Annotated in this window: 15 protein-coding genes and 1 pseudogene; 8 read left to right on the top strand and 8 right to left on the bottom strand. The window is 65.6% G+C overall.

Going from position 1 to position 13,216, the window contains the following annotated elements; translation table 11 throughout:
- Positions 1-73 precede the first annotated feature (73 nt).
- Positions 74-817 carry a maleylpyruvate isomerase family mycothiol-dependent enzyme gene (locus G6N27_RS19390; RefSeq protein WP_163779210.1) on the top strand — a complete coding sequence of 248 codons (744 nt, stop codon included), beginning with the start codon at positions 74-76 and terminating at the stop codon, positions 815-817.
- A gap of 12 nt (positions 818-829) precedes the next feature.
- On the opposite strand, the gene G6N27_RS19385 is transcribed toward G6N27_RS19390, so the two are convergent.
- The gene (locus G6N27_RS19385; protein WP_163779205.1) at positions 830-1,660 is read right to left on the bottom strand and encodes an SMP-30/gluconolactonase/LRE family protein; all 831 of its coding nucleotides are present in this window, start codon (positions 1,658-1,660) and stop codon (positions 830-832) included.
- A gap of 2 nt (positions 1,661-1,662) precedes the next feature.
- Positions 1,663-2,487 carry an enoyl-CoA hydratase/isomerase family protein gene (locus tag G6N27_RS19380; RefSeq protein ID WP_163782032.1) on the bottom strand — a complete coding sequence of 275 codons (825 nt, stop codon included), beginning with the start codon at positions 2,485-2,487 and terminating at the stop codon, positions 1,663-1,665.
- Between the two features lie 117 nt (positions 2,488-2,604).
- Between G6N27_RS19380 and G6N27_RS19375 the strand changes: the two genes are divergently transcribed.
- Complete coding sequence (locus tag G6N27_RS19375; RefSeq protein WP_163779203.1) at positions 2,605-3,495, top strand: SAM-dependent methyltransferase; 891 nt, start codon at positions 2,605-2,607, stop codon at positions 3,493-3,495.
- A gap of 3 nt (positions 3,496-3,498) precedes the next feature.
- Here G6N27_RS19375 and G6N27_RS19370 read toward each other — a convergent pair whose 3' ends face one another.
- The 3 genes from G6N27_RS19370 to sodC are packed head-to-tail and all read right to left on the bottom strand — an operon-like array spanning position 3,499 to position 6,006.
- Entirely contained in the window at positions 3,499-4,158 is a 660-nt protein-coding gene (locus tag G6N27_RS19370; RefSeq protein WP_179963305.1) for an LON peptidase substrate-binding domain-containing protein, read from the bottom strand.
- A complete protein-coding gene (locus tag G6N27_RS19365) occupies positions 4,158-5,273 on the bottom strand; it encodes a glutamate--cysteine ligase (RefSeq protein WP_163782028.1) in 1,116 nt (371 codons plus the stop codon). Before G6N27_RS19365 ends, G6N27_RS19370 begins: the two co-directional genes overlap by 1 nt.
- A gap of 19 nt (positions 5,274-5,292) precedes the next feature.
- Entirely contained in the window at positions 5,293-6,006 is a 714-nt protein-coding gene (gene sodC, locus G6N27_RS19360) for a superoxide dismutase[Cu-Zn] (protein WP_163779200.1), read from the bottom strand.
- A gap of 78 nt (positions 6,007-6,084) precedes the next feature.
- Here sodC and G6N27_RS19355 point away from each other — a divergent pair, with 78 nt between their 5' ends.
- Positions 6,085-7,608: an HNH endonuclease signature motif containing protein gene (locus G6N27_RS19355; protein WP_163779197.1), complete on the top strand. Its 1,524-nt coding sequence runs from the start codon at positions 6,085-6,087 to the stop codon at positions 7,606-7,608.
- Positions 7,609-7,624: 16 nt separating this feature from the next.
- Here G6N27_RS19355 and G6N27_RS19350 read toward each other — a convergent pair whose 3' ends face one another.
- A complete protein-coding gene (locus tag G6N27_RS19350) occupies positions 7,625-8,944 on the bottom strand; it encodes an adenylate/guanylate cyclase domain-containing protein (RefSeq protein WP_163779194.1) in 1,320 nt (439 codons plus the stop codon).
- A gap of 42 nt (positions 8,945-8,986) precedes the next feature.
- On the opposite strand from G6N27_RS19350, the pseudogene G6N27_RS25400 reads away from it, so the two are divergent.
- Positions 8,987-9,391: pseudogene (locus tag G6N27_RS25400) on the top strand (hypothetical protein); the annotation flags it as partial.
- Positions 9,392-9,443: 52 nt separating this feature from the next.
- Here G6N27_RS25400 and G6N27_RS19345 read toward each other — a convergent pair.
- Together G6N27_RS19345 and G6N27_RS19340 are read right to left on the bottom strand one after the other, a co-directional pair.
- Entirely contained in the window at positions 9,444-9,908 is a 465-nt protein-coding gene (locus G6N27_RS19345; protein ID WP_163779192.1) for a LytR C-terminal domain-containing protein, read from the bottom strand.
- 64 nt (positions 9,909-9,972) lie between these two features.
- Complete coding sequence (locus tag G6N27_RS19340; protein WP_163779189.1) at positions 9,973-10,281, bottom strand: DUF3263 domain-containing protein; 309 nt, start codon at positions 10,279-10,281, stop codon at positions 9,973-9,975.
- Between the two features lie 178 nt (positions 10,282-10,459).
- Here G6N27_RS19340 and G6N27_RS19335 point away from each other — a divergent pair, with 178 nt between their 5' ends.
- The 4 genes from G6N27_RS19335 to G6N27_RS19320 all read left to right on the top strand — a co-directional run bounded on the left by G6N27_RS19335 (position 10,460) and on the right by G6N27_RS19320 (position 13,132).
- Positions 10,460-11,053, top strand: coding sequence for a peptide deformylase (locus tag G6N27_RS19335; RefSeq protein WP_163779186.1), 594 nt, complete (start codon positions 10,460-10,462; stop codon positions 11,051-11,053).
- Entirely contained in the window at positions 11,053-11,787 is a 735-nt protein-coding gene (locus tag G6N27_RS19330; RefSeq protein WP_163779183.1) for a GNAT family N-acetyltransferase, cg3035/Rv0428c family, read from the top strand. Before G6N27_RS19335 ends, G6N27_RS19330 begins: the two co-directional genes overlap by 1 nt.
- Before the next feature lie 16 nt (positions 11,788-11,803).
- Positions 11,804-12,610, top strand: a complete 807-nt coding sequence (locus G6N27_RS19325; protein ID WP_163782027.1) for an exodeoxyribonuclease III — start codon at positions 11,804-11,806, stop codon at positions 12,608-12,610.
- Between the two features lie 96 nt (positions 12,611-12,706).
- On the top strand, positions 12,707-13,132 hold the full coding sequence (locus tag G6N27_RS19320) for a hypothetical protein (protein ID WP_163779179.1): 426 nt from the start codon (positions 12,707-12,709) through the stop codon (positions 13,130-13,132).
- Positions 13,133-13,216: the final 84 nt, after the last annotated feature.

Below are 13,216 nucleotides of genomic sequence, written 5' to 3'. Positions count from 1 at the left end.
TACATACGGTATGTATGTTACGTACATACCGTATGTAGGTTGTCCGATCGTACTTCACAGGAGTCACAGTGAGATGAGTACCGCACTGAAAGCTATTGAAGCCGACCGCCACGCGCTGCTTGCACTCTGCCGAACCCTTGACGACGCCGACTGGGCGACGGACAGCGGATGTCCGGGCTGGACGGTGCAGGATGTCGTGTCGCACATGGCGTGCAGCTTCTGGCTGGCCGTGGACATGTCGAACCTGCCCGATTCCGCGGGCCTACCCGCCGAGCGTGCGGCTGACGTCTATGTCGAGTCGCGTCGCTCCATGACCCCTGCCGAAGTGATCGCCGACTACGAGTCGGTCAGCTCTCGGGGTTTGGACATGCTCGCCGCCGTGCAGGATCAAGAGTTCGACGTCCCACTCGGCGACGTCGGGACCTATCCGGCCTCAATTCTGCCGACCGCCTACGCATTCGAGCATTTCGTCCACATCAGATACGACCTCTTCGCACCCGGCGGACCGCTTCCCGCAGGCCCCCTGCCGCCTGACGAGTCACAACTACCGCCCACGCTGGACTGGATCGAGGCCGCCCTCCCCCAGCAGAACAGCACGCTTCTCGACAGGATGGATGGCGCGGTCGAGATACGTCTGGGCGGTGTCGACGAGCGAACTCTGCGCGTCGGCGGCGGCGAAGTGGTCGCTCACATCGCCAGCGACTCAGCGGCATTCGTGCGTTGGATCACTCAGCGTGGCAGCTGGGATGCACTGGGTGTCGAGACGCACGGCGACCCGTCGGCGCTGGACGTGGTCCGCCGGCTGACGGTGTTCTGAGCTGCTGTCGGCCTAAAGCGGCGGAGCGTCTCCGTCAAACCTGATGCGCAGCAACGACTCAGCATGCGCTGCGGTGACGAACAACTCGTCGTGTCGCCGTCCGCCGATACACACGTTGGTCGGCAGCGATCCACCGGCGAGCGGGATCTCCACGACCAGCCTGCCCCAGGTGTCGATCACGTCGATGCGGTCTGCGGCGGTCAGCGCGACCCAGTAATGGCCTTCCGAGCTGACCGCCATCCCGTCGGGCCAGCCGGCGTCGAACGTGTGCAGAATTTCCGGCTCAGCGGACCGCCGGTAGTCGTAAGACAGCAGCTGTGACGAAAGTGTGGCGGTGACAAGCAGTCTGGACCCGTCCCGGTCGAAGCCCAACCCGTTGATGAACACCGGCCCGTCCTCGATGACCAGCTGAGTTTCACCGGAAGCCACGTCGGTGGCATACACGTGGCCGGGTAGACCGGCTCCGGGAGTGCCGATGTCGAACTCCGAGCGGGTGTCGGTGATCCATAGCCGACCATCCGGCCCGAATGTCAGGTCGTTGGGAGCGCCGAGCCCCTCGACCAGATAGTCGACCTGCGTTCCGGTGATGACCTGCACCCCGGGCTCCGCGGGACCGCTTGCGCCCCAGACTCCGCCGTTCTGCGCGACATACAGCGTCCCGTCGGTGTCGCACGCCAGCCCGTTGGGTCCGCCGCCGGTGTCGATGCGTTCCAGCGGGCCTTCGTCGGGATCGACGATGTACACGCAGCCATGGCTGATCGACGTCAGCGCAATCCTGTTGTCGGGCAGCCAGACGGGGCCTTCGGTGAATCCGAGGCCGTCTGCGATCACATCGATCAGCATCCTCACACCTCCGGCTCGGGCAGCGGCGTCCATTCTGCCGAAAGCCGGGCGGTGAAGCGCGGCGGCCGCCGATCGAGGAAAGCAGCCACTCCTTCCGTGGCATCGTCGGTCCCCATCACCCGTTGGTGCAATTGGGTTTCCAATGCCGCAACCTCGCGAGGGGTGTAGCCGTTGATCGCGGTATCCCAGAGCAGCCGCTTGGACAATGCCGCCGACATCGGTGCGACATTGGTGGCGATGTCGCGGGCAATCTCCAGCGCGTGATCGAGAACCCGCTCAGCCGGCAGCGTGCGATTGGCGATTCCCCACGCCACCGCCTCGGCGCCGGTGAACGTGCGCCCGGTCAACAGCACCTCGGCCGCCACGCCGAGATTGGTCAAGTGTGCGAGCGTCCAGTGCGACATGCAGTCCGGGATCACTCCCCGGCGAACTTGCACCACACCGTATTTGGCGTCATCGGCAACGATCCGCAGATCGGCCTGCAGGGCGATGGTCAAGCCGATCCCGATCGCGTGGCCGTTGACCGCGGCGATCACCGGCTTGCGCAGTTCGAAGGCCGCGGGATCGATCGGCGATGCGGAGAAGCCACTGTCGGCATCGGGGGCATCGAACGGCGATGCGCTGCCGGAGAAATCCGCTCCGGCGCAGAATGCCCGGCCCGCCCCGGTGACGACGATGGCCCGCACGTCATCGTCGTCGTCGCAATCCCGATACGCCCGGCTCAGCAGCGCACCCATCTCGGCGGTGTATGCGTTGCGCTGATCCGGCCGGTTGAGCGTGAGCACAGCCACGCCCGCGTCGATTTGTACCGCAACATCGCTGCTCATCGCGTCGAAGTACACCACGCGCCCGCGCGGCCAGCGGGCGGTTTGGAATTTCACTAGCCTGGTTTTGTTCCGACAATGTGGTCGCCGTAACGAGCATTTTCGCGGGAAGCGAGAACCATGGCACGGAACGACCACGACAGCTGGGACATCACCGACAGCGTCGGCGCGACGGCTCTCGGTGTGGCCATGGCGCGGGCTGCTGAATCCGTTTGCGACTGCCCACTGTTCACCGACCGTTACGCCCAGTTCTTCGTCGACGCCGCGATCCAGCGCGGCTGGGATTCCTCGGCGATCGCTTCGCAAGTGCCGATTGTCAAGGACTACGCCGCGGTGCGCACCAAGTGGTTCGACGAGTACTTCATCGCCGCCGGCGCCAACGGCATCGACCAGGTGGTGATTCTGGCCGCCGGCCTGGACGCCCGCCCGTGGCGGCTGCCGTGGGTGAGCGGAAGTGCCGTTTTCGAGATCGACCAGCCGCAGGTGCTGGCGTTCAAGGCCGATACCCTCGCCGCGCGCGGAGCGCGATCCACGGCGAGATATCAGGCGGTCCCGATCGACCTGCGGGCCGATTGGCCGAAAGCGTTGCGCGAAGCCGGTTTTGACCCGTCGACGCCGACGGCTTGGTCGGCCGAGGGGCTGCTGCCCTACCTGTCGGCAACCGGCCAGGATCTGTTGTTCGAGCGCATCGTGGCGCTCAGCGCCAACGGCAGCCGGATCGCCGTCGAGGCGCTGGGCCCAACCGCCTTGGACCCGGACTACCTGGAGCAAGGTCGTCAGTACCTGCGCGGCGTGCAGGGCGATGCGGACGCGGCGAATGTCCACGATCTCATGTTCATGGAGAAACGCACCGACCTTCGGCCGTGGCTGACCGAACGCGGCTGGGCCGTCACCGTGATCGAGGCGCTGAGCCTGATGCAACGCTACGACCGGCCACCCGACCACGCTCTGAAAGACGTGGCGCCGCGCAACGTCTTCATCGAAGGACGGCTGCACACCGCCCGGCGCTAGCCGCTACTCGGAGAGCTGAAACTCGATCACGGCGGCGACCGATTCCACGGCCTCGCTCAGCGCTGTCAACCGCTCCGCGGCGCTCGGCGCGGCGAGCACGGCGTAACGATCCGCCGGCCCGATCGGGATGCGAGATGCCAACGCGTACAGTCGTTCTCCAGGATCGAAGATACGATCGATGTCGTCGCCGAGCACCTCTGCCCGGCTCGGCAGCGGAAGATCGCGGGCGTCCGCGATGCGCTCGAACAGTCCGATGATCCGGTCTTCGAGCGCCTCGACTCGAGCGGCACTCACCGGCCCTCCCTCCTCGTCGAGCCACACTTGGACGACCGCCCGCGGGTACGGATCGTCGGGCAGCCACTCGCAGACTTTGATCCGTTCGGCTGTCCGGCAGCGCAGCACGTAGCGGCCCGAGCCCGCGATGTCGACGCATTCGGTGATCTTGGCGACCGTGCCGACGTCACAGCGGACGTCACCGCCACCGACTTCACGGCCTTGCGAGATCAGCACCACGCCGAAGCGGGGATCGTTGTCGCGCAGGCAGTCTCGCACCAGCTCTGCGTAGCGGGGTTCGAAGATCTGCAACGGTAAATCCTCGCCGGGCAGCAATGCCGATTGCAACGGGAACATCGCCATGGTGCCGAAATCAGCTGCGCTCGCCATCAGATTTCCAACTCTGCGACAAGGGCGTCGACGACGGCACGCAGGTCGCCGTCGTGCTCCTCAGCGACACGCCGCTGCCGCTGATAGGACGCTCCGCGTCGCGGGATATCGGCCACCGCGGCAAGCTCGTCGGCGCAATGCAGTGATTTGGCAACGGGTTCCAGCCGGGCCAGCACGTCGTCGAGGTCTTCGGTGACCAGACGCTCGTTGCTGTCCGCGTCGAGGATGATGATCGCGTCCAGTCCGTATCGGGCTGCGCGCCACTTGTTTTCCTGGTTATGCCAAGGCGGCATGGTCGGCAGCGTCTCGCCGGCGTCCAGTCGACGCTCGAGGTCGACGACCAGGCAATGTGTCAACGCCACCAGCGCGCCGAGTTCACGAATGTTGGACACCCCGTCGCAGATCCGCACCTCGAGAGTGCCGTTACGGGGTGAGGGCCGAACATCCCACCGCACCTCGTTGACGTCCTCGATGATCCCCGTCTTCTTCTGGTCGTGGACGAAACCCTCGAACTGGTCCCACTTTTCGAACTGGAACGGCAGGCCCGCGGTGGGCAGCTGCTGAAACATCATCGCCCGGTTACTGGCGTACCCGGTGTCGTCGCCCACCCACCACGGCGACGACGCGGACAGCGCCAACAGGTGCGGGTACCAGTTGAGCAACGACGACATCACCGGCATGACCTTGTCCGGCGAGGAGACCCCGACGTGCACGTGCACGCCCCAGATCAGCATCTGACGGCCCCACCACTGGGTGCGCTTGATCAGCTCGGCGTACCGGGGCGCATCGGTCAGCTTCTGCGTGGACCAACTCGCGAACGGATGTGTGCCCGCGCCGAACAACTCCATACCGCGTTGCCGGACGATCGGCAGGACGGCGCGCAGCGTGGACTTGAGATCTTCCATGGCCTGCGCGGTGCAGTCGCAGACACCGGTGACCACCTCGACGGTGTTGCGCAGCAATTCCTTGTGTACATGCGGGTTTTGACCGATCTCGGCGAAGACCGCGTTCGCTTCGTTGCTCAGGTCGCGGGTCTTCGCGTCGACGAGAGCGAACTCCCACTCGACTCCAAGTGTCGGGTTGGGTGATGACGCGAAGTTCACCCTGATAGCGATACCCCTGTCCGACGGTGGGTTAACCGGCGCTGATCACGCCGCACGCCACGCGCTTGCCCGCGTCACCGGTGGACATCGTCGTCTCGTCCGGACCCGGCGCACCGTTGACCTGGTTGTAGCGGTCGGACGGGATGTTGCCGAAGTTGTCGGAACCGGCGTGGATGACGATCGAGGTCCCGGAACCCGACTGCAAGTCGGCCTTGGTGAAGCCGTCCGTCGTGGTCACCAGCAGCGCCGAACCGTCGTGGCGGACCTGCAGCGAGGTCAGGTCGCCGCTCGCGGGACCGTTCATGCCCATGTGGCCCTCGGTGTGGAAATGTCCACCCGCGGACTGAAAGTCGCCCGGTGCGCCGCCGTTCGGCCCCACCGAGTTGGCCTCGCACTTGCCAACAGAGTGGAGATGAATGCCGTGGAAGCCGGGGCTCAGGTGGCCCTCGCCCGTCGTTTCGATGGTCACGGTGACGTAGCCCTTGTCGAACTCGAACTTGGCTGACGCAACCTTGGTGCCGTCGGGTGCGCTCAAGAACGTCGTGATGCTTTCCGGTGCCGCCTCGCCGGTTTGAGGTGCCGCGGCCGACGGCGACGGTGATCCGGTCCAGATCGCCGGCGTGGTTCCGGGCGAGGTCGCGGGCGGTTGGTTCGGCTTGCACGCGCTGGACAGCGCGACGACGGCGGCGAGCGGAATCAGCGTGGCGGCGGCGACAAACTTGCGGCGACTGGCGGGCTTAACCATGGGAAGAGCCTATCTTGACGACGATGCGGGATCAGCGTGCGGTCAGGGTTGTCGGACCCGCTTGGCATAATCGAATGTATGTTCGATTCGACGCCTAGCCGTCTGCCATCGCCGGAGGTAATCGCCCGGTTTGATGAGCTGTTCGAGCGGCGTCATCCCACCCGCACGGCAGAATCGTCGGCGTTGCTGGATCGGATCGGTGCGTCGTGGCGCGCGCAGAATCGTGCGGCGGCCGCCGGCTTGCTGGCAATCGGCGAGTTGTTCGGTTACCGGTTGTCGCGCTGCTCCGACACTGAGGACTGGGCCGTCGATACCGAGTCCGCGGTCAGCGCCGAGGTAGCCGCTGCCCTGCGGATGAGCCAGGGACTGGCCGCGAGCCAGCTGCGCTATTCGCGTGCGATGCGCGAACGGCTGCCAAAGCTCGCCGAGGTCTTCAAGGTTGGTGACATCGACCAGCGGACGTTCGCCACGATCGTCTATCGCACCGATCTGATCACGGACCCCGATGTGCTCGCGGCCGTCGACGGGCAATTGGCTCTCGCGGTGGTGCGCTGGCCGTCGATGACGCAAGGACGGATGGCCGGACACATCGACAAGATCGTCGCCAAGGCCGATGCCGATGCGGTGCGCCGTCGCAAAGAGCGACGTACCGAGCGCGAGGTGTGGTTCGCGGATCTCGAGGGTGGTCTGTCCGAAGTTCACGGCAGCCTATTAAGCCCCCACGCCCATGCCCTGGACAAGCGGCTCACCGCGTTGGCGGGCACGGTGTGTGAACACGACCCGCGCACTCGCGAACAACGCCGCGCCGATGCCTTGGGTGCGCTGGCGTCCGGTGCAGATCGGCTGCGCTGTCGCTGTGGGCGCCTCGACTGCCCTGCCGGAAAGCAGCCCGCCGCTTCGTCGGTGGTCATTCACGTCATCGCCGACCAGGCCGCTCTCGACGGCCACGGCGGGTCGTTGGCATCGGAGGTTTGTGCCGACGGTCTCGTGGCACCCGAACTCATCGCCGAGTTGACTGACGGTGCAAAGTTGATCCCGCTGGTCCACCCGACGGACGCGGCGCCCGAGCCGGGATACGTCCCGTCGCGCAAGCTTGCCGATTTTGTGCGGTGCCGGGATCTGACGTGTCGCTGGCCCGGCTGCGATCGGCCGGCGCCCGACTGCGACATCGACCACACGAAGCCTTTCGCTGAGGGTGGGCCCACACACGCCTCGAACTTGAAGTGTTACTGCCGGACTCATCACCTCGTCAAAACGTTCTGGGGGTGGCGGGATCGGCAATTACCCGACGGCACAGTCATTCTCACCTCGCCGGCAGGGAAGACCTACGTCACCACGCCCGGCAGTGCGCTGCTCTTTCCAAGCCTGTGCCGGCCCACCGGAGAATTGGCCGCACTGGAAACCCGCCCCGGCGCTGACTACAGCGGCGAGCGGACCGCGATGATGCCCCGCCGGCGTCGCACTCGACAGCAAGACCGCGCCGGCCGGGTGAACACCGAACGACGGCGCAACCACCAAGCCCGCGAAGCACGCCGCGCCAGGTCAATGGCCTTCCTGGGACCGGCCCCGCCCGGCAGCGACGACGATCCGCCGCCCTTCTGAGCGTCGGTCAGCGGACTTACCCAGAGGCGACAGCGGAGAGGCGCCATTCGCCGGGCACGCCCTTGAGCTCGTGTGTGCCGCGGTCTTCGAATTCGAGGCCTGACCCGATCACCAGATCGCGCAGCGTGCTAGAGACGAGCACATCGTTCGGTCCCGCCAGTGCGCTCACCCGCGCGCCGATGTGTACGGCGATCCCGCCGATGTCGTCCCCACGGATCTCGCACTCGCCGGTGTGCAAACCGGCGCGTACCTGGATGCCGAGGGACTGCACCGCGTCGCGGATCGCCATGGCGCAGCGGATCGCTCGCTGCGGGCCGTCGAACATCGCAAGGAAGCCGTCACCCGACGTGTTCACCTCGCGGCCCCGAAAGCGGGTCAGCTGCGCCCGCACTACGGCGTCGTGCGCATCGAGCAACGCATGCCAGTCCCGGTCACCCATCTGTGCCGCCCGCCGAGTCGAGTCCACAATGTCGGTGAAAAGCACCGTGGCGAGAACCCGGTCGTCGGCGACGGCGGCTTGTTGTCCGGTGAGGAACTCGGCGATCTCCTGGAAGGACGCACGCCACGGGTCAACGAAGTGGTTGACGTTGCGCCCTGGGAGCTCAACGTATTTCGCGTCCGGTATGCGATCAGCGACGTCCTTGCCCCACTCGGGCGGGATAAACGCGTCGTCGGTGTGATGGAGGACGAGTGTCGGGACGCGGACTGTGGGAAGCAACGCCCGCACGTCCATTTCGGCCAGCAGTGGCATCATGAGGGCGACCGTTCCTGGGCTCGCCGCCAGGCGTTCATAGCGTGCCGACGCGGCCCGGATCTCCTCGTTCCACGGCATGTCCGGATTCATCACATGCTGGAACTCGCCCGTTCCCCATATGGCGACCAGGGCAGCCAAGAACTGCTCGGGTGTGGGTCCGTCGGTGCGCTCAACCATCGGATTCGCGTAGCCCTCCAACACGACCAGCGCGGTTGTGCGGGACGGATGTGTTGCCGCGAACAGCGCCCCCGTCGCGACCGCGCCGGGAACCGCGAGCAGGACCGCTTCACAACTCCCGAGCTCGTCCAACACCGCGGTGATGCTGTCGGCCCATTGCTCCAACGTCGGCAGCGCGCCCGACGTGACGGGATCAGATTGTCCGGTGCCCGGCTGGTCGAAGAAAATCAGTCGACCGAGCGATGTCATCGCCTCGATCCACCCTCGAAGAGGCGGCTGCTCAGGAGTGTCCTCACAGGTGCTGAACCACCCCGGGACGAGCACGATGTCGCGAGGACCTTCACGCGACGCGCGATAGGCGACCCGCAAGTCACCGTTCATCGCATAGCGCGTCTCCGAGAACATTGCGGAAGTGTAAGCAGGTCAGCGAGGTCGCTCATAGCCACCGGTCCAACCGTCGCGGTGAAGTGTTCTTTGGCCAGTCGGTGCCATCACCTCGTCAAAACGTTCTGGGGGTGGCGGGATCGGCAATTACCCGACGGCACAGTCATTCTCACCTCGCCGGCAGGTAAGACCTACGTCACGACGCCCGGCAGTGCGCTGCTCTTCCCGAGCTTATGCGTGCCCACCGGCGACTTGGATGTGCCACAACTCGACCCGACAGTCGATCATTGCGGTGATCGAGCAGCGATGATGCCCCGCCGGCGTCGCACTCGACAGCAAGACCGCGCCAGCCGGGTGAACACCGAACGACGGCGAAACCACCAAGCCCGCGAAGCACGTCGCGCCAGGTCAATGGCGTTCCTGGGACCGGCCCCGCCCGGCAGCGACGACGATCCGCCACCCTTCTGAGCGTCGGCAAATGCCACACGGCACAGTCATTCTCACCCCGCCAGCGGGGACGCTAGCCCGTGACCACCACGATCACGCCGGGCGGCTGGCCGGCGACCGCAGGGGTCCGCGGCACGACGGGCGCCTTGAGCAGCTGGCCCACAGCGTCGGCGGTTTCCCGCTCGCCTGGTGCGCTGCCGAAATAGACCGTTGTTTTCGCGACATCGGGCAACGTGAGATTGCTGACCTCGGTGACGTTGTAGCCACCTTGCTTGATCTGGTCGGCGGCCTTCCCCGCAACTCCCGGTTGACTGGAAATGTTGTAGACCCGCACGTCGGATTTGGGGACGACCTTCGCCGATGTCGTCGTCGCTGTTGAACTTGCCGTCACGCTCGCCACCGACGAGTCATCGTCGGAATTACTGCCCGAACCCATCGCCTGAAAACCGACCAGCAAAAAAATGACGCCGAGAAACAGCAGGACCATCACCATGGCCCGCAGAGGAAGCCCGGTTGAGTCGGGAACGCGCTCATTCATTGACGTCACTGTAACGAGGAGTGCGCCAAAACCCACACCGACGCTCGGTGAGCAGGCAAAAAACTCAGGTGAGCTCGAACCCCAGCCGTCGCGCCGCCCGAGCCTTCTGGCGACTGGCCCGCAACCGTCGGAGCCGCTTCACGAGCATCGGGTCGGCGGCTAATGCCTCGGGTCGATCGACCAACGCGTTGAGAATCCGGTAATAGGCAGTAGCCGACATTCCGAACAACTCTTTGATGGCTTCTTCTTTGGCGCCCGCGTATTTCCACCATTGGCGTTCGAACGCCAGAATGTCGTGCTCGCGGCGGGTCAGCCCATCGGCGAGTTCAGAGTCGTTCGCCGATCGATTAGCCCGCGCCATAGCGCTGTCCATATCGCTTCCTCGACCCTTTCGGCAAATCTCGAATGCTCGCTGCTCCGGCGATATTCAACCACGTCGACAACTGTTGACCCGGAACCCAAGCCCGCGAGTCGGCTGACGAGCTGAGATTGCCTGTCCCAAGCCGACTCCGCAACCGGAGCAGGTTTCACGCAGCTTAAGCTTTGCGGTCATGGCAGTCGTACCCATTCGCATCGTGGGCGATCCGGTGTTGCACACACCCACCGAGCCGGTACCGGTCGGGGCAGACGGTTCGCTGCCGGCCGACCTGGCCGATCTGATCACCAACCTCTACGACACGATGGACGCCGCCTTCGGGGTTGGCCTGGCCGCCAACCAGATCGGTGTCGGCCTGCGGGTGTTCGTCTACGACTGCGCCGACGAGCGTGGACAGTCCGCGCGACGCCGCGGCGTGGTGGTCAACCCGGTGCTGGAGACATCGGAAATCCCCGAGACCATGCCCGACCCCGATGACGACGACGAGGGTTGCCTGTCCGTGCCGGGCGAGTCGTTCCCGACCGGCCGGGCCGAATGGGCCCGGGTCACCGGTCTCGACGCCGACGGCGCACCGGTCACCCTCGAAGGCACCGGGCTGTTCGCCCGAATGTTGCAGCACGAGACCGGACACCTCGATGGGTTCCTGTATCTCGACCGGTTGATCGGCCGGCATGCACGCGCTGCCAAACGCGCCGTGAAATCGAACAACTGGGGGGTCCCCGGATTGTCGTGGACACCGGGTGAGGTGCCGGATCCGTTCGGCCACTGATGGTTTCGTGGCCCGAGCTCGGCACCAGGGTGACGGTTCGGTACCGCCGCCCAGTCGGCTCGGTGCCGCCGCTGACCGACGCGGTCGGCCACCTGCTCGATGTCGCACCGCTGGTCCGCGTGCGGACCAAGAACGGCGCCGTCGTGCAATTCGCGCCCGAGGATGCGGTCGCGCTCCGGACGCTCAGCGATACCCCGGTGCGCGCCTCGGAGATCCGCGCGCTCGAGCACGCCGCCGCGTTAGCGTGGCCGGGGGCTGAGCAGCACTGGCTGGACGGCTGGCTGCTGCGCGCTGGAAACGGTGTGAATTCCGCTGTGCCCCTTGACCCCTCCGCCAATCAGGCGGCGATACCGGCAATCGCCGACTGGTATCGCAGCCGCGGCCTGCCCGCACGGCTGTTGATTCCCGAACGGCTGCTTCGGCTGCCAGACGAAGGCGAACACGCTAACTGGATGCTGGTACGCGATATACATGCCGGCGAGCCCGATCAAGCAGTGCAGGATGCGGCGGCACTGGCCGCGGTGACCGATGCCCCCGACGGCACCCGTTGGGTAGGGCTGTCGGCCGCACAGTCACGACCTCTGTGCGAGGCGCTGCTGGCCTGGGGTGCGGCTCGCGGCGCCACCCGCGGCTACATCCGCGTCGCCGACGGCGACACAGCAACCGCAGCGCTGGCCCGGTCGCTGGGCTTCGTGCTGCACCACCACGCGCGTTACGTCACGCTGAACACGTAGGGTCGAAGGCGTGGGCCTGCGAATAGCCACCTGGAACGTGAACTCGATCCGCTCCCGGTTGCCCCGCGTGCTGGATTGGCTGGAACGTGGCGAGGTCGACGTCCTCGCAATGCAGGAGACCAAATGCTCCGACGAGCAGTTTCCCACGATGCCGTTCCTCGAACTCGGCTACGAGGTGGCGCATTGCGGCTTCAACCAGTGGAACGGCGTGGCAATCGCGTCCCGGGTCGGCCTGGACAACATCGAGATCGGCTTCGACGGCCAGCCCACCTGGAGCAGCAAACCGGACGTCGCCGCCGCAGCCGAAGCCCGCGCGCTGGCCGCGACTTGCGCAGGAGTGCGGGTGTGGAGCCTTTACGTACCCAACGGCCGCACCCTGGACGACCCGCACTATGTCTACAAACTGAATTGGCTTGCTGCACTGCGTGATGCAGCAGAAGGCTGGCTACGTGAGAACCCGTCGGCGCAGATTGCGCTCGTCGGCGACTGGAATATCGCGCCAACCGACGACGACGTCTGGAGTGTCGAATTCTTCGAGGGTGCAACACACGTCTCGGAACCCGAGCGCAAAGCGTTCGATGCCATCATTGACACTCAATTCGCCGATGTGGTACGGCCTTTCACGCCCGGGCCCGGCGTCTACACCTATTGGGATTACACCCAGCTGAGATTTCCGAAGAAACAAGGCATGCGCATCGACTTCATCCTCGCCTCGCCTGCGCTCGCGGGGCGGGTCTCCGACGCGCAGATCGTGCGAGAAGAACGTAAAGGCAAGGCACCCAGCGATCACGCACCGGTTTTCGTGGACCTCCACACCGTCTGACGCACCAAATTAAGCGCTCGGGTATTCATCCGCTGTTCATTTACCAATCAAGGTCATAGGATTGCGGGCAACTAACACTGACTATCAGGAGTCATCATGGGTGTCGTTGACGGCGCCGTACGTAACGTGAGTCGAACGGTCAGCCGTGCCGCCTCAGCAACCACCGCAGCCGCGGGCGCCGTAGGCGGTGCCGCGGTCAACGGCGTCATGGGCGCCGTGACCGGGGCGGCCGAAGGCGTGAAAAAGGGCATCGACAGCGGCAGCCACTCGACACCGGCGGCCGCGCTGACGTTGGGTGCCCTCGGTGTCGCCGGCCTCGTCGAGTGGCCGGTGTTGCTTGCCGTCGGTGGTGGCGCACTGCTGTTGCGACGGCTCGGCAACTCGCGCAACGACAGCGCGCCGGCGCGGCCGACGAAGATCGCCGCCGTCAAGTCGACGAGTTCCGCCAGGCCACGCAAGACACCGGCCAAGAAGACGCCGGCTCGTAAGTCGCCCGGAACCCAGTCGCGCACCCGTCGTTGACGCTGTCGAGTAGGTAGCGTCGGATTGGTGCGAGCATCCTTACCGCTACGCGCGGTAACGCAGGGGCTGCAATCATTGGGTACC

This window comes from Mycobacterium cookii (assembly GCF_010727945.1).
GTDB classification, from domain to species: Bacteria; Actinomycetota; Actinomycetes; order Mycobacteriales; family Mycobacteriaceae; genus Mycobacterium; species Mycobacterium cookii.
The sequence above is the reverse complement of the archived record's forward strand: the minus strand, read 5'-3'. Positions and strand labels throughout refer to the sequence as shown.